Source organism: Arthrobacter sp. R-11 (genome assembly GCF_049913155.1).
Classification (GTDB): domain Bacteria; phylum Actinomycetota; class Actinomycetes; order Actinomycetales; family Micrococcaceae; genus Arthrobacter.
Window position 1 is genome coordinate 574847 of sequence record NZ_CP183979.1, and the last position, 15459, is coordinate 590305.

A 15459-nucleotide genomic window follows, 5' to 3' on the forward strand; every position below is an offset into this window, starting at 1 on the left:
CTGGAAGGCGGCCGCAAGGCCGCCATCCAGAGCCGCCGCAAGAACCTGACTTTTGACAAGGTTTCCTTCATGGTGGTGTTCCTCGGGATACCGCTGGCGATCTACCTGGTCTTTGTGATTTGGCCGTTCCTTCAGGCATTTGTCTATTCCCTGACCGACTGGTCCGGCTTCAGCCCCAACTACAAATTCGTCGGGTTGGAGAACTACGCGCGGATTTTCACAGATGACCAGTTCCTGAAGGCGCTCAGCAACAACGTCATCCTGTTGATCGTCGTCCCCCTGGTTACCGTGGTCCTGAGCCTCATCCTGGCCACGCTCGTCACGGTGGGCGGTAGCAGCAAGGGCCAGGTCAAGGGCCTGAGGAACTCCAGCTTCTACCGGGTGGTTTCCTTCTTCCCGTACACGATTCCTGCCGTTGCGATCGGTATCATGTGGGGCCAGATCTACGACCCCAGCGGCGGCCTGCTGAACGGTGCCCTGAACGCCTTGGGACTTAACTTCAAGGATTATGCCTGGCTGGGCAACACCAATACGGCCATGGCGTGCTCCATCTTCGTGATCATCTGGGGTTTCGTGGGCTTCTACATGGTTCTCTTCATCGCCGGCATCAAGGGCATCCCCGCCGAACTCTTCGAGGCTGCCCGCATTGACGGTGCAGGTCGTTTCCGCACTGCCGTCAGTCTGACTATCCCGATGATCCGCGACAACATCCAGACCGCCTACGTCTACCTGGGCATCTTCGCCCTGGACGCCTTCGTCTACATGGCCTCGCTGTTCCCGAACGCCGGCGGACCCGAGAACTCCACCCTGGTGATGTCCCAGCAGCTCTTCTTCACCGCCTTCCAGCGCGGCCAGTTCGGATTGGCGACCGCCATGGGCGTCATCCTTGCCCTGGCAACCCTGCTCTTCTCCGGACTCGTGTTCCTGGTGAACAAGCTGACCGGCGGTTCCGAAGGAGGCAGACTGTGACTCTCCTGAAGCAAAAGACAGCCCCCGCGGGCCACATCGAGCGCGAAGCCAAGAGCACACCGGGTGACCTGGCGGTAGCGGCAACATCGCACGTCGTCCTGGCGATCTGGTCCGCGATCGTGGTCCTGCCGCTGCTATGGACCTTCATGTCCTCCTTCAAGACCTCCAACGAGATCTTCGCATCGCCATTCGCGCTGCCGGGGGCGTGGAAGCTGGACAACTACATCAAGGCCTGGACCGAGGCCGGCATTGGTGCGGCCTTCATCAACTCGGTGATCGTGGTTGGCGTCTCGCTGGTGGTGGTTATGCTGCTGGGGGCCATGTGCGCCTACGTGCTTGCCCGCTTCTCCTTCCGGGGCAGCAGGGTCATCTACGTCCTGATGCTGGCCGGCCTGACCTTCCCGATCTTCCTGGCCATGGTTCCGCTGTTCGGCGTCCTCAAGGGAATGGGGCTGCTCAACCAGTTGCCGGGCCTGATCATCACCTACGTGGCGTTCGCCCTGCCGTTCACTGTGTTCTTCCTGTTCGCGTTCTTCAAGAACCTTCCGGGTGAAATCGCCGAGGCTGCCGCGATCGACGGCGCCGGGGAATGGCGGACCTTCTTCCAGATCATGCTGCCCATGGCCAGGCCCGGCCTGGCATCCGTGGCGATCTTCAACTTCCTTGGCCTGTGGAACCAGTTCCTCATCCCGGTGACCATCAACGCCGGCGGCCCCAAGGTCCTCTCCCAGGAATTGTTTGTCTTTGCGCAGCAGATGGGCTATGCGGTGGACTTCGGGGCGCTGTTCGCGGCCGTCACCGTTACCGTGATCCCGGTCCTGATCGCCTACATCCTCTTCCAGCGCCAGTTGCAGGGCTCGGTGTCGCAAGGCACCTCGCGTTAGAGTGACCTTCCCGATCCGGCTCGGCTGAGCCGGTGCACGACGGCGGTTCCCATCTTCCGGTGGGGGCCGCCGTCGTCGTTGTGCGGATCGTCAGCCGCCAGCTCGACGGCGAGGGCCGGGACCTGATGGGTGAGCTCAGCCTCCCGTGGCTGGCCCATAATGGGCCCATGTGGATCGGCTGGATTGAGTTCGACATCCTCCTGGGCGATGTGCACAGCCTCAAGGAGAAGCGCTCGTTGGTGCGGCCGGTGGTGGCCGAGCTCAAACGCCGTTTCGAGGTGTCGGCCGCGGAGACGGGATTCCTGGACCAGCACCGGCGGGCGCTGATCGGGGCGGCGATGGTTGCCCCGGACCGGGCCCACCTGGTGGAGGTGCTCGACGCCGTCGAACGCCTGGTTGCCGGGCGCCCGGAACTCGAGCTGCTCAGCGCCCGTCGACGCGACCTCCACAGCGAGGATTGACTCTTCTCTCCATCGATTGCTTAGTTGGTGTCGTTTTGAGGCCCCAAAACGACACCAACTAAGCAATCGATCGAGGCTGTGGATAACTTCTGCGGGCATTGGGTTGAGTCTGTTCTGATGTGCCCATGAAAACCGCGCGCCAACTTCCGGTCGAATTGCAGGGCCGGCCCTTCACGACTGCCGAAGCCGTCCGCCGAGGTGTCAGCGTCCGGCGGCTCCGCCATGGATCCCTTGTTGGCCTGGGTCGGGGCATCCGCTCCGAACTCCCGACGGCGGACGTCCCCTTGGAGATCCGCGCGCGGCCATTCGTCGAGGTCAATGAGGGATGCGCCGCTTCCCACCTCACAGCCGCAGAGCTTCTCGATCTGCCGCGGCGATTCCGGAAGGAGCCTTTGCAGATGTTCCATATCATCAGGCCGGAAGGTGCGGCCTACCTGAAAAGGCCCCACGTTGTCGTCCACCGGATGAAACTCTACGAAGACGAAATCACCACCCTGAACGGGATCAGGCTTACCACCCCGGAACGGACGTGGCTGGACCTTGCCGAGACCCTGTCCGTGGATGAGCTGGTGGTGGCGGGGGACAGTTGCGTGAGAATACCCCGGCCCGAATTCGAAGGACGGGACAAGCCGCTTTGCACCTTGGCCGATTTGCAGAGGATGATCGATCGCCACAAGGGCAAGCGCGGGTTGCGGAAGGCGAAAGAAGCAATCCGCTTGATCCGGCTCGGCTCGGACTCGCCGCAGGAGTCCCTCCTCCGGCTGGCCCTGGTGCGGGCAGGACTGCCGGAACCTGAGGTCAACGTGCCCGTTGACTCGGGCGACGGCGGACGCCCCGTCCAGCCGGACCTTTCATACCGCGAGTACAAAGTCGGCGTCGAATACGAAGGATCGGCCCACAGCGAGGAAGCACAGGTCGTCCGGGACATTGCCCGTTCCGAGCGGTACGAAGAGCTGGGCTGGACCGAGATCCGCATCTCGAAGCGGCACATGGTCAACGATGCCAAGCCTGCGGTGGCTAAAGTACGGACGGCCCTCATCCAGGCAGGGTGGCGACCGAAGGGGCGTAGTTAAAACGAGTGCTCCGTAACTGTCGTTCTGAAGGCTCAGAACGACAGTTACGGAGCACTCGATGCTGTCAGGCGGAGGCGTCAGCCGAAGTACTTCGGCAGGGTGCCTTCGTGGGCTTCGCGGAGGGCGTCCAGGGACAGGGTCTCCACGCCGTTGATCTCCAATGCGCCGGAAGCCGCGTCCACCACGCCGATGCGAAGGTGGGCGAAGCCGCGGGCGGTGCACATGTCCTTGAAGCGGACCTCTTCGGAACGCGGCACGGACACGATGGCCCGGGCCTGGGACTCGGAGAACAGCGCCGTGAACAGGTCCACGCCGTCGCGCTCGAGCAGTTCCTCCAGGGCGATCCGGGCGCCGACGCCGTAGCGCAGCGCGGACTCCACGAGGGCTGCCGCGAGGCCGCCTTCGGAGAGGTCGTGCGCGGAGTCGACCATGCCGTCGCGGCTGGCGTTGATCAGGATCTCGCCCAGCTGGCGCTCGGCTGCCAGGTCCACGCGAGGCGGCAGGCCGCCGAGGTGGCCGCGCAGCTTGGCCCATTCCGAACCGTCCAGTTCGGCCGCCGTCGTACCCAGCAGGTAGATCGCCTGGCCGTCTTCCTTCCAGCCGGACGGGGTGCGGCGCGCGACGTCGTCGAGCTTGCCCAGCACCGCCACCACGGGGGAGGGGTGGATCGGCGTGGTGCCGGTCTGGTTGTACAGCGAGACGTTGCCGCCGGTGACCGGAACGCCCAGCTCCATGCAGGCGTCGGAGAGGCCGCGGATGGACTCGGCGAGCTGCCACATGACATCCGGGTCCTCGGGGGAGCCGAAGTTCAGGCAGTCGGAGACGGCCATCGGCACGGCGCCGGAGGTGGCCACGTTGCGGTAGGCCTCGGCCAGTGCAAGCTGGGCGCCGTTGTACGGGTCCAGGTAGGTGTAGCGGCCGTTGGCGTCGGTGGCGAGGGCAACGCCCAGGCCGGTCTTTTCGTCCACGCGCACCACACCGGCGTCGTCCGGGAACGCCATGGCGGTGTTGCCGCCAACGTAGCGGTCGTACTGCTTGGTGATCCAGGACTTGTCGCACATGTTCGGCGATGCGACCAGTTCAGTGACGGCGGCAGCCAGCTCCGCCGGGGCGGCGGGGCGGCCGGCGTCCTGCACGGAACCGGTGAAGGTGTCCGCCTGCAGGGCGTCCTGCCAGGACGGGCGGGCGTACGGGCGGTCGTAGACCGGACCGTCATGGGCGACGGTGCGCGGGTCGACGTCGACGATGACCTCGCCTTCCCAGGTGATGATGAGGCGGCCGGTGTCGGTCACCTCGCCCAACCAGGCGTATTCCACGGCCCACTTGTCCATCACGGCTTCGAACGCTGCCACGTTCTCCGGCGTGACGACGGCCATCATGCGTTCCTGCGACTCGGACATCAGGATTTCGCCCGGGGTCAGCGTGGGGTCGCGGAGCAGCACGTCGGTCAGTTCCACCTGCATGCCGCCGTCGCCGTTGGAGGCGAGCTCGGAGGTGGCGCAGGAGATGCCGGCCGCGCCGAGGTCCTGGATGCCTTCAACGAGGGAGCCCTTGAAGAGCTCGAGGCAGCACTCGATGAGCACCTTCTCGGCGAAGGGGTCGCCCACCTGGACGGCGGGGCGCTTGGATGGCTTGGTGTCGTCGAAGGACTCGGACGCCAGCACGGAAGCGCCGCCGATGCCGTCGCCGCCGGTGCGTGCACCGAAGAGGACAACCTTGTTGCCCTTGCCGGAGGCGTTGGCCAGGCGGATGTCCTCGTGGCGCATGACGCCCACTGCGAGGGCGTTGACCAGCGGGTTGCCCTGGTAGACGGCGTCGAACACCATCTCGCCGCCGATGTTGGGCAGGCCCAGCGAGTTGCCGTAGCCGCCGATGCCGGCCACGGCGCCGTGCATGACGCGGGCGGTGTCCGGGTGGTCGATCTCGCCGAAGCGCAGCGGGTCCATGACGGCCACGGGGCGGGCGCCCATGGAGATGATGTCGCGGACGATGCCGCCGATGCCGGTTGCCGCGCCCTGGTAGGGCTCAACGAACGACGGCGAGTTGTGGGACTCGATCTTGAAGGTCACGGCCCAGCCGTCCCCAAGGTTGGTGACGCCGGCGTTTTCGCCGATGCCCACCAGCATGTCCTTCTTCATCTCCTCGGTGACCTTCTGGCCGAACTGGCGCAGGTGGTTCTTGGAGGACTTGTAGGAGCAGTGCTCGCTCCACATCACGGAGTACATGGCCAGCTCGGCGCCGGTGGGGCGGCGGCCCAGGACCTTGACGATCTCTGCGAACTCGTTCTCCTTCAGGCCCAGTTCGGCCCAGGGGAGTTCGGTGTCCGGAGTGTTCGCTGCGTTCTCGACGGTGTCGATGTTGAACTTCTTGTTGGTCTCCGTGGTCACTTGGCGCCTCCCACAATCTTGTTCAAAACGGAGGTGAAGAACCCGAGGCCGTCGGTGCCGGCGTTGGATTCCGGGCCGAAGCCGGGTTCCACGGCGTGCTCGGGGTGCGGCATGAGGCCCACCACGTTGCCGGCGGCGTTGGTGATGCCTGCGATGTCGCGGCGGGAGCCGTTCGGGTTGAAGCCCACGTAGCGGAACGCGACGCGGCCCTCGGCCTCAAGGGCGTCCAGGGTCTTCTCGTCGGCGATGTACTGGCCGTCCTGGTTCTTCAGCGGAACCAGGATCTCCTGGCCGGCTTCGTAGTCGGCGGTCCAGGCCGTGGTGTTGTTTTCCACGCGCAGCACCTGGTCCCGGCAAAGGAACTTCAGGTGGTCGTTCTTGATCATCGAACCGGGCAGCAGGTGCGATTCGGTGAGGATCTGGAAACCGTTGCAGATGCCCAGGACCGGCAGCTTGGCGTCCGAGTTGGCGGCGTCGATGATCTTGGACATCAGCGGCGCGAAACGCGAAATGGCGCCGGCGCGCAGGTAGTCGCCGTAGGAGAAGCCGCCCGGGATCACCACGGCGTCGACGTCGGCAAGTTCCGTGTCGGCGTGCCAGAGCGCGACGGCGGTGCCGCCTGCGAGGCGGACGGCACGGGCGGCGTCGCGGTCGTCAAGGGTGCCGGGGAAGGTGACGACGCCGATCCTGGCGCCGTCCAACCGGGACTCGGCGGCCACCGGGGCCTCGCCGATCAGGGGAAGTTCAGTCATTTCAGGCCTCGACGACCTCGACGTTGACGACGTCTTCGATGACCGGGTTGGACAGCAGGGTTTCTGCGGCCTCGCGCGCCTGGGCGAGGATAGCGTCGGTCACCTCGCCGTCGACGGTCAGTTCGAAGCGCTTGCCCTGGCGGACTGCGCTAAAGCTGGTGAAGCCGAGGCGGGGCAGTGCTCCCACGATCGCCTTCCCCTGCGGGTCCAGAATCTCGGGCTTGGGCATGACGTCGACGACGATCCGGGGCATCCGGTAACTCCTGTGCGTGAGCGTTGGTTGAACCTTGTCAAAGGCTTCCGCGGAGTGGTGCCGTCTCACGCCGAACCGCATTCAAACAGCATTCAAGAGGGGTGTCAGGCAATGGTGTTTGGTGCAGTGTCTTACGGATAAGGGGCGCTCCGCGAGCTTGCACGCCCATTCTACCGGCCAAACCGTTCCATACCCTATTTGTGCCGGCTGGGCCCGAACGTGGGGAGCTGCCGGGGAGCCGCCGGGTGGGCCCACGGTGGCGAGGGGTCCCCCCGCCTGAGGTACGAAGGCAGGGGAGCCGCCGGGTGGGCCCACGGTGGCGAGGGGTCCCCCGCCTGAGGTACGAAGGCAGGGGAGCCGCCGGGGACTAGGATGGCCGCATGGCAGGGAACCTGAAGTCCATGGTGTTGCCGGTGGTGGCCGCAGCCGTATTCGCCGGCCTGGGCAGGATGGTGGTCCAGAAGATCAAACTGGACCGGGCTGCGCGCGAAAACCGCAGCGTTGCCCTGCTCGACGCGGCCGCCCGGGCGCGGATCAGCGCAGCCCTGCGCGGAGCAGCCCAGCCGCCCGCCTCCGTGAGGGAATAGCGAACGTACAAATGCGCTAATCCTGCGGGTGAAAGCCCGGAAAACCGGCGTAGCTTTGGTTCCATGCCGGGTCATTCCCGCTGAACTGAAAACCAGTAGAACCGAGCCAGGAGGAACCATGACCGAACATGTTGCCGAAGTCTCCGCCTGCAGCGTTGGCAGCTGTGGATTCAACCATGACGGGTGTACCGCATTTGGAATCACCATCGGGGGCACCACGGATCACGCCTCGTGTGCCACGTTCATCGACACCACGGCCATGGGCGGGCTTCCCAAGGTCCTGGCCCACGTGGGTGCCTGCCAGCGCAGCGAATGCATCCACAACAACCACCTGATGTGCGAGGCGCATGATGTCAGGGTTGGCCCGGGGGCCGAGGCCGCGGACTGCCTCACCTACCAGCACGCCTGACACACCCTGAAAGCCGAAGGGCACGCTCCACACGGAGCGTGCCCTTTTCCATGCCCGGGCTTTTTCCATGTCCGGAGGCTCCGTGTGACAAGCGTGAAATCAGACTTTGTGCCCTATGTCATATTCAGCTATCGCTCTGTACTGTATGAAGCGATTGCTTCCGAGCGGTTGTCAAGAACTGTCAACCGGGCAGCATTCCAAACTGGCAGCATTCCAAGTTGATTGATCCTGGCACGAGCGGCCGGATCGCCTTTAGAAAGGTGCAAATCACTCGTGAAATCAAGAGGAAAGAGCTTCGTCGGAAGCGGGGGCCTTCGAAGAGCTGCGGCGCTGGCCGTGGGCGTACCGGTGCTGCTGTCGTCCATGGCGCTGGCACCGGCGCAGGCCGCCCCGGCACAGGGCAGCAGCGCTGCCGCCACGATCAAGAAGAACCTTGATCCCCAGGCGTACAAGGACGGGCGCTACATCGTGGTGCTCGCGGAGAAGCCCGCAGCCACCTACGACGGCGGCACGCCGGGCTATGCGGCCACCAAGCCGCAAACAGGCAAGAAGCTGGACGTGCGCAGGAACGAAGTCCGGCGGTACCAGTCCCACTTGCAGCAGCAGCAACGCGAAGTGGCAGCCCAGGAGAACGTCAGCATCAAGCGTGACTTCACCTCGGCACTCAACGGCTTCAGCGCCAACCTCACGGCGGAGCAGGCCGTCAACCTCGCCAAGAACCCCAAAGTCCTGTTGGTTGCCCCGGACACGCAGCGTTCACCGGACTACTCCACCACCGATTTCCTCAAGCTCAGCGGCTCCGGCGGGCTGTGGGAGACCCGCTTCGGCGGCAAGGACAAAGCCGGGGCCGGCACCGTGGTGGGCGTGATCGATACCGGTTACACGCCGTCGAGCGCTTTCTTCACCGGTGAGCCGGTACAGCCCCTCAGCGGCAACCCGCAGGTGGGTGTCCCGTACCGCACGGACGACGGCAAGATCGCCATGCTGAAGGCCGACGGCGAAACCTTCGTGGGCGAATGCCAGACCGGCCAGGACTTTGACGGCACTGCGTGCAATTCCAAGGTCCTCAGCGCCCACTACTTCGCCGATGCCTTCCTCGAGACCGTTCCGGAAGAGCACCGCGCGCCGCAGGAACGCATCTCCCCGGTGGACGTTGACAGCCACGGCACCCACACGGCCAGCACCGCGGCGGGCAACTCCGACGTCGAAGCCACCGTGGACGGCCGTAGCTTCGGCATCACCAGCGGCGTGGCCCCGGCGGCCAAGCTTTCCATCTACAAGGTCTGCTGGGAAGACGACGACCCCAACACGGGCGGCTGCTACGGCTCGGCCTCCGTTGACGCGATCGACCAGGCCATTGCCGACGGCGTCGACGTCCTGAACTACTCCATCTCCGGTTCCACGGACACCACCACCGATCCGGTGTCCCTGGCCTTCCTCTCCGCGGCCTCCGCCGGCATCTTCGTCGCCGTATCCGCAGGCAACTCCGGCCCCACCGCCGGAACGGTCAACCACGGCGCACCCTGGCTGACCACGGTGGCCGCCAGCAGCTTCTCCCAGGAACTCCAGGGCACCGTTGAATTCTCCGACGGCAGCAAGTACCGCGGCGCCAGCATCATGAACGCCGAAGTGCACGACGCCGGCGTGGTCCTTTCCGCCAACGCTGCCTCCGGCACGGGCAACGCAGCCATTTGCGCGCCCGGCTCCCTGGATCCGGCGAAGATCGCCGGCAAGGTGGTCGTCTGCGACCGCGGCGTGGTGGACCGGGTGGCCAAGAGCGCCGAGGTCAAGCGCGGCGGCGGCGTGGGCATGATCCTGGTGAACCTCGCCAGCTCCTCCCTGGATACGGACAAGCACTCCGTCCCCACGGTCCACGTGAACCCGCCGGCCACCGGCGAAATCAAGCAGAAGGTTGCGGCGAGCCCAGCCATCACGGTCTCCCTGATCGACCACGACACCACCGGGCTGCCGCTTGAGGCACAGCCGCAGATTGCCGGTTTCTCCTCGCGCGGTCCGCTCGCTGCCAGCGATTCGGACCTGCTGAAGCCGGACGTCGCTGCTCCGGGCGTAGCCGTCCTGGCCGGCGTCTCGCCGATCGGCACCGGCGGTGACACGTTCGGGTTCCTCTCCGGCACCTCGATGGCGTCCCCGCACATCGCAGGTTTCGGAGCCCTCATCCTGGGCAAGAACCCCACATGGTCCCCGGCCACCGTGAAGTCGGCCATGATGACCACCGCCTCAGATGTGGTCAATGCCGACGGCAGCAAGAACACGGACGTCTTCGCCACCGGCGCCGGGCACATCAATGCCGCCCGCGTGCTGGATCCGGGCCTGGTGTACGACGCTGGAACCGAGGACTACCTCAAGTTCATCCAGGGCACCGGCGTTGACCTGGGCATCCCGGGCCTCGGCAGCACCCCGGCGCGGAACATGAACCTTCCGTCCTTCGCCCTGGGCAACCTGGCCGGCAAGGTCGAGGTCACCCGCACCCTGACCGCGCTTACCCCGGGCTTGTACCGGGCCAGCGCCAACGTCCCGGGCATCGACGTGAAGATCACCCCATCCGTGCTGAACTTCACGGCCGTGGGACAGAAGAAATCCTTCAAGGTCACCTTCGAGAACAAGAACGCCGCCCTGGCCAAGTTCGCCATGGGTTCCCTGAAGTGGGAGGGCGCCGGCAAATCGGTGGTTTCCCCGGTTGCGGTCCGCCCGCAGTCGGTGATTGCCGGCAAGGATCTCTCCTTCACTTCGGACCAGGCCAATGGCTCCGCGGCGATCGGCATCCTCTCCGGCACGGATTCGCCGACCGCGGTCACCCTGGATGGCCTGTCAAAGGCGAAGTCCTCGGCCACCGAGTTGGTGCCCGGCCCCGCAGCGTTTGCAAGCAACGATTCCAACGTCCTGGTGGACGCCGAGGTTGCCGAGGGCGCTGCGCTCGCCAAGTTCTCGGTGATCTCCGCCGACGACGCCGCGGACTTCGACCTGTACGTGTTCACTCCGTCCGGTGAGCTGCTGACCGCTGCCACCGCAAGCGCCAGTGAATCCCTGTCCATCGAAGCCCCGGAAGCCGGGACGTACACGATCCTGGTCAACCTGTTCGCGAGCCCGGACAACCGGCCCACCAAGGCAAGCGTCGATGCCGCCATCCTCGGCAGCAACGAAGGCAACGCCACCGTGACTCCGAACCCGATCCAGCTCAAGAACGGCAAGAAGGGCCAGATCACCCTGGGCTGGACCGGACTGGAACCCGGTTCCTACATCGGACGGCTGACCTTCGCGGGCACCAGCGCACCGACGTTCGTCTCCGTGATCATCTCGGCCGACGGCGCGGTGGCAGTTGCGCCCGAACAGCAGCTGAACGGCGGCGTCCCCGCCCAGCAGAAGCTGCAGCAGGAGGATCGCGAGCTGCCGGACAACGCCGGCTGACTGCAAAGCGCGGCTAACTGCAACAACTAGGAGGCTGCGGCCGGCGGAAAACCCGCCGGCCGCAGCTTTTCTGCGTCTGGTCTCCTGCACCCCGGGCGAAACCTCATGCGCATCCCTGGCCACATGCTCTTGCCGCAGGGTGCCCGCCGGGTGTCGAATCGGTGTAAACGCCCGGCGGCAGCTCCAGGAGGCACCCATGTCGGTAAAAAATGGCAGCGGACAAGGCAAGGAGCTCCGGCGGAACGACGCGGCCGGGCTCGCCGTCGAACAGCCGGGCATGATCCGCAATATCGCGCTTGTGGGGCACTCCGGCGCGGGCAAGACCATGCTCGTCGAGGCGCTGCTGGCCGCCACCGGCGTGATCTCACGCATGGGATCGATCGTGGACGGCACCACCGTGGGCGATTCGGACCCCGCCGCCGTCCACCAGCAGCGGTCCGTGGGCCTTTCCGTGGTGCCTGTCCTCCTGGACGGGGTGAAGGTGAACCTGATCGACACCCCCGGCTACGCCGATTTCACTGGCGAGCTGCGGGCGGGCCTTCGCGCCGCGGATGCGGCCCTGTTCGTGGTTTCCGCGGTCGACCGCGTCGACGCGTCCACCGTGGCACTCTGGCAGGAATGCGAGCAGACCGGGACGCCGCGTGCGGTGGCGATCAGCCGCCTGGACCACCCGCGCGCGGACTATGACGCCGCCGTCGCGGCCTGCCGGGAAGCGTTCGGCGAGTCGGTGCTCCCGCTGCAGGTCCCGCTCCGGGAAGGCGGTGAAACCACCGGGCTGCTGGACCTGCTGAGCGGAACCGTTTCGGGAACCGACGACGGCGGGCAGCCGCCCAGGCGGCCGGCGGACGCGGCGGAGCTGGCCGCCGTCGAGGGTGCCCGGGCCGAACTGATCGAAGGGGTCATCGCCGAAAGCGAGGACGAAACCCTCATGGACCGCTATCTCGGCGGCGAGGAAGTCGCCCTCGAAACCCTGCTGGCGGACCTGGAAACCGCCGTCGCCAGGGGCTCGTTCTTCCCGGTGCTCGCCGTGTCTGCCGGCACCGGACTCGGCCTGGCCGAACTGCTGGAACTTCTCCGCACGGCCTTCCCCTCACCGCTGGAACGCGCCGTCCCTGAGGCGACGGGACCGGATGGCACGCCGCGCAAACGGCTGGGCTGCGACCCGGAGGGGCCGTTGCTTGCGGAAGTGGTGCGGACCAGCGTCGATTCCTTCCTGGGCAAGGTCTGCCTGGTCCGGATTTTCTCCGGAACCCTCCGTGAGGACACTGCCGTGCATGTGGGCGGCAGGGGATTGTCCGAGCGCGGCCACCCGGACCACGACGCCGATGAACGCGCCAGCCACCTGTACTCGCCGTGGGGCCCGGCACTGAGGGCGGTGCCGTTCAGCGTGGCGGGGGACATCTGCGCGCTCAGCAAGGTGGCCAGCGCGGAAACCGGGGACACTGTGTCCGCCAAGGACGATCCGCTGCTGATCAAGGTCTGGGAGATGCCCGAACCCCTGCTGCCGCTGGCCGTCGAAGCCGCGGCCCGCAGCGACGAGGACGCGCTCGCCAAGGGGCTGGCGAAGGTAGCTGCCGGGGACCCCGCGCTGCGGGTGGAACGGAACTCCGAGACCCACCAACTGGTGCTGTGGTGCACCGGGCAGGCGCACGCGGACGTCGTCCTGGACCGGCTGCGCGAGCAGGGCGTGAAGCTGCAGACCGTGGACGTCATCACCCCGCTGCGGGAGACCTTCGCCGTCCCCGCCAGCGGCCACGGGCGGTACGTGAAGCAGTCCGGCGGGCACGGCCAGTTCGCGATCTGCGACATCGACGTCGAGCCTCTCGAACGTGGCCGCGGATTCGAATTCGTGGACAAGGTGGTGGGTGGCGTGATCCCGGGCCCGTTCATCACCTCCGTGGAGAAAGGTGTGCGGGCACAGATGCAGAAGGGCGTGGCCGAGGGATTTCCCGTGGTGGATATCCGGGTGACCCTGCACGGCGGGAAGACCCACAGCGTGGATTCCTCCGACGCCGCGTTCCAGGCGGCCGGGGCGCTGGCGCTGCGGGAAGCCGCCGCGGCGGGGCGCATCCAGCTCCTCGAACCGGTTTCGTCCGTGGTCATCCGGGTGCCCGACGACTATGTGGGCTCGGTGATGAGCGACCTCTCAGCGCGCCGCGCCCGGCTGACGGGGACCGCGTCCGAGGAGGGCAACACCGAGATCACCGCCGAAGTCCCGGACCAGGAACTGCTCCGTTACGCCCTCGAGCTCCGGGCGCTGACCGCGGGCGGCGGCAGCTTCCGGCGCAGCTACCTGAGGCACGACCCCGTGCCCTAGCCGTCCGGCCGGGATTCAGATGGCGCCGGTGGAACCCTGGACGCCGCCGAGCAGCGCTGCCATGCTGCGCCATTTCGCGATCTCGCAGCCGTCTGTGCGGCTGAAGCGGCAGTTCACCTGGCGGCCCCGGAAAGTGCCGGTCACCCTGGCCGTCTGCGGTCCGCCGTACTGCTGGGTGCAGCGGCGGTCCGGCCGCGGCACCGGAAAGAAGATCTCCTCGCCGTACTGTTCGACGGCGGCAAGTGCCGCCCGCGGGTCGGGCACCGTGGATTCGCTGGCCGGTTCACCGTCGGCGGCAAGCAGCACGAACTCCTGTTCCGCGGAGCCCGGTGCGTCCAGCAGCGTCACGGTCAGTTCGACGTCGTACTGGTTCATCGCTACCCTTTCCCGAGGTGTCCAGCAGCATCGAGCAGTTCAAGCAGCGGCCGGATTTCCGCCAGCAGGCGGCCGCGCAGCTCCTGGGCTTCGGCTGCGAAGGCCCGTTGCTGGCCAACGTACTCGTTCTTGCCCTCCGGCGTCTCGATCCGGATGGCCGGGTACCCCCATTCGCTGAGCTCATAGGGGGAGGCCTTCATGTCCATGGCCCGGATCCGCCAGGACAGTTCGAAGCAGTCCATCACCAGCTCGCTTGGCAACGCGGGCGCCAGCTTGTAGGCCCACTTGTAGAGGTCCATGTTGGCGTGCAGGCAGCCGGGCTGCTCCATGAAGCGCTGGTTTTCCCGGCTGGGCGTGATTTCGTTCAGCGGCACGGCATCCGGGGTGTAGAAGCGGAAGGCGTCGAAATGCGAACAGCGGATCCGGTTCTCTTCCACCACGGCGTCCGTTCCCTCCGAGCCCAGCCGCAGGGTGAGGTACTCATGGCGGAGGTCGAACTTGTCCTGCCGGTAGACCATGGCCCATTCGTGCAGCCCGAAACACGCGAACTGGGCGGGGCGTGCCGCGGTTCCGGACAGGATGATGGCGGCGAAGCGGAGGGCTTCGGCGCGGTCGGCAACAAAGCGGCGGCGGTCGAAGGCGACCGCCGTGCTTCCCGCAGGCAGGCCCGCGGACGCCAGCCCGGCGTCGTCGAGCAGCGTGTAGTACTTCCAGTCCGCGCGTTCGGCGGCACGCCGGCCGCAGAGTACGGCGCCCCCGCCCGGATGCCAGCGCAATAACTGCCCGGGTTTCTGCGTGTAGTAGGTGAAGAGGAAGTCCTCCACCGGGTGCTTCTTCCCGGCGGAGCGCCGTTCCAGGTAGGGGTCCGCGTAGCGCCGGACACGTTCGTGGTGGGCTGCTTCCAGACGGAGCCACTGCTCTTCCGGAAGCAGCCGCAGCTTACTCGCCAACGCCACTGGAGCCGAGCACCGCCTTGGCGGCGTCCCAGGCCGCGATCTCGCAGCCGTCGGTGAGCTTGTAGGAGGACTCGACGCCGACGCCGTCCACGGCGCCGGTGACCAACGCGGTCTTCGGGCCGCCGTACTGCAGGTCGCAGGCCTGGTCCTTGGGCCGCGGGACGCGGGTGAGCAACGCCGGGTTCGCCTTCAGGGCCGCGCAGGCCGCGGCGGCATCGGGGTGCTTGCTCTCAGCGGCAGGCACGCCGCCCTGGCAGACCAGGGTATAGCTGGTGGGGTCGGTGCCCGGGGACGGGGTGATGAGGATCGAGAGTTCGGCGTCGCCCTTGCCCGGGCTGGCGGGAGTGCCTGACGGCGGTGCGGGGACCGGCTTGGTGCCGGGGGACTCGGTCTCGTCCGGGAGCAGCCCGCCGCTTGAAGCGCCGGGGCTGGGGCTCGTGTCCGGCGGCGATGCCGTGCTTGAGGGGGCCGTGCTTGAGGGAGCCGTGCTGGTCGGGGTGCCGCCACCGTTCCCGGGCGAGCATGCCGCCAGGCCGACGACGGCTCCTCCGACGGCGGCGATGGCCAGGGCGGTGCGGAAGATTCGCTGTCGCATGCGGGACTCCTTGCT

15 protein-coding genes are annotated in these 15459 nt (G+C 66.7%); 8 read left to right on the forward strand and 7 right to left on the reverse strand.

All coding sequences use genetic code 11. The annotated features are described in order from the left end of the window. Window positions 1-69: 69 nt before the first annotated feature. The 3 genes from ACN9M4_RS02595 (at window position 70) to ACN9M4_RS02605 (ending at window position 2314) form a co-directional block, all read left to right on the forward strand. Window positions 70-969 carry a carbohydrate ABC transporter permease gene (locus tag ACN9M4_RS02595; RefSeq protein ID WP_426303366.1) on the forward strand — a complete coding sequence of 300 codons (900 nt, stop codon included), beginning with the start codon at window positions 70-72 and terminating at the stop codon, window positions 967-969. After that, a complete protein-coding gene (locus ACN9M4_RS02600; protein ID WP_426302023.1) occupies window positions 966-1853 on the forward strand; it encodes a carbohydrate ABC transporter permease in 888 nt (295 codons plus the stop codon). The genes ACN9M4_RS02595 and ACN9M4_RS02600 overlap by 4 nt, the downstream gene beginning before the upstream one ends. 167 nt (window positions 1854-2020) lie before the next feature. Then, window positions 2021-2314 carry a DUF503 domain-containing protein gene (locus ACN9M4_RS02605; RefSeq protein ID WP_426303367.1) on the forward strand — a complete coding sequence of 98 codons (294 nt, stop codon included), beginning with the start codon at window positions 2021-2023 and terminating at the stop codon, window positions 2312-2314. Between the two features lie 20 nt (window positions 2315-2334). Here the strand turns inward: ACN9M4_RS02605 and ACN9M4_RS02610 are convergent, their stop codons facing one another. Then, complete coding sequence (locus ACN9M4_RS02610; protein ID WP_426302024.1) at window positions 2335-2775, reverse strand: hypothetical protein; 441 nt, start codon at window positions 2773-2775, stop codon at window positions 2335-2337. 3 nt (window positions 2776-2778) lie between these two features. Here ACN9M4_RS02610 and ACN9M4_RS02615 point away from each other — a divergent pair, with 3 nt between their 5' ends. Continuing rightward, the gene (locus ACN9M4_RS02615; RefSeq protein WP_426302025.1) at window positions 2779-3387 is read left to right on the forward strand and encodes an endonuclease domain-containing protein; all 609 of its coding nucleotides are present in this window, start codon (window positions 2779-2781) and stop codon (window positions 3385-3387) included. Between the two features lie 77 nt (window positions 3388-3464). Here ACN9M4_RS02615 and purL read toward each other — a convergent pair whose 3' ends face one another. The 3 genes from purL to purS are packed head-to-tail and all read right to left on the reverse strand — an operon-like array spanning window position 3465 to window position 6779. Then, entirely contained in the window at window positions 3465-5774 is a 2310-nt protein-coding gene (gene purL, locus ACN9M4_RS02620) for a phosphoribosylformylglycinamidine synthase subunit PurL (RefSeq protein WP_426302026.1), read from the reverse strand. After that, the gene (gene purQ / locus ACN9M4_RS02625; RefSeq protein WP_426302027.1) at window positions 5771-6526 is read right to left on the reverse strand and encodes a phosphoribosylformylglycinamidine synthase subunit PurQ; all 756 of its coding nucleotides are present in this window, start codon (window positions 6524-6526) and stop codon (window positions 5771-5773) included. Before purQ ends, purL begins: the two co-directional genes overlap by 4 nt. A gap of 1 nt (window position 6527) precedes the next feature. Further along, window positions 6528-6779, reverse strand: a complete 252-nt coding sequence (purS, locus tag ACN9M4_RS02630) for a phosphoribosylformylglycinamidine synthase subunit PurS (RefSeq protein WP_028265707.1) — start codon at window positions 6777-6779, stop codon at window positions 6528-6530. Window positions 6780-7159: 380 nt separating this feature from the next. Here purS and ACN9M4_RS02635 point away from each other — a divergent pair, with 380 nt between their 5' ends. From ACN9M4_RS02635 to ACN9M4_RS02650, 4 genes are all read left to right on the forward strand, one after another. Then, entirely contained in the window at window positions 7160-7366 is a 207-nt protein-coding gene (locus ACN9M4_RS02635) for a hypothetical protein (protein WP_426302028.1), read from the forward strand. Window positions 7367-7484: 118 nt separating this feature from the next. Continuing rightward, window positions 7485-7775, forward strand: a complete 291-nt coding sequence (locus ACN9M4_RS02640) for a DUF1540 domain-containing protein (RefSeq protein WP_426302029.1) — start codon at window positions 7485-7487, stop codon at window positions 7773-7775. Window positions 7776-8048: 273 nt separating this feature from the next. After that, complete coding sequence (locus tag ACN9M4_RS02645; RefSeq protein ID WP_426302030.1) at window positions 8049-11201, forward strand: S8 family serine peptidase; 3153 nt, start codon at window positions 8049-8051, stop codon at window positions 11199-11201. Between the two features lie 196 nt (window positions 11202-11397). Beyond that, a complete protein-coding gene (locus ACN9M4_RS02650) occupies window positions 11398-13518 on the forward strand; it encodes an elongation factor G-like protein EF-G2 (protein ID WP_426302032.1) in 2121 nt (706 codons plus the stop codon). A 15-nt stretch (window positions 13519-13533) separates the two neighbouring features. Here ACN9M4_RS02650 and ACN9M4_RS02655 read toward each other — a convergent pair whose 3' ends face one another. Genes ACN9M4_RS02655 through ACN9M4_RS02665 form a run of 3 tightly spaced genes read right to left on the reverse strand, consistent with a single transcriptional unit; the run spans window position 13534 to window position 15444 of the window. Beyond that, the gene (locus ACN9M4_RS02655) at window positions 13534-13893 is read right to left on the reverse strand and encodes a serine protease inhibitor (protein WP_426302033.1); all 360 of its coding nucleotides are present in this window, start codon (window positions 13891-13893) and stop codon (window positions 13534-13536) included. Between the two features lie 2 nt (window positions 13894-13895). Further along, window positions 13896-14849, reverse strand: a complete 954-nt coding sequence (locus tag ACN9M4_RS02660; protein WP_426302034.1) for a 3-methyladenine DNA glycosylase — start codon at window positions 14847-14849, stop codon at window positions 13896-13898. Further along, entirely contained in the window at window positions 14833-15444 is a 612-nt protein-coding gene (locus ACN9M4_RS02665) for a serine protease inhibitor (protein WP_426302035.1), read from the reverse strand. The genes ACN9M4_RS02660 and ACN9M4_RS02665 overlap by 17 nt, the downstream gene beginning before the upstream one ends. Window positions 15445-15459: the final 15 nt, after the last annotated feature.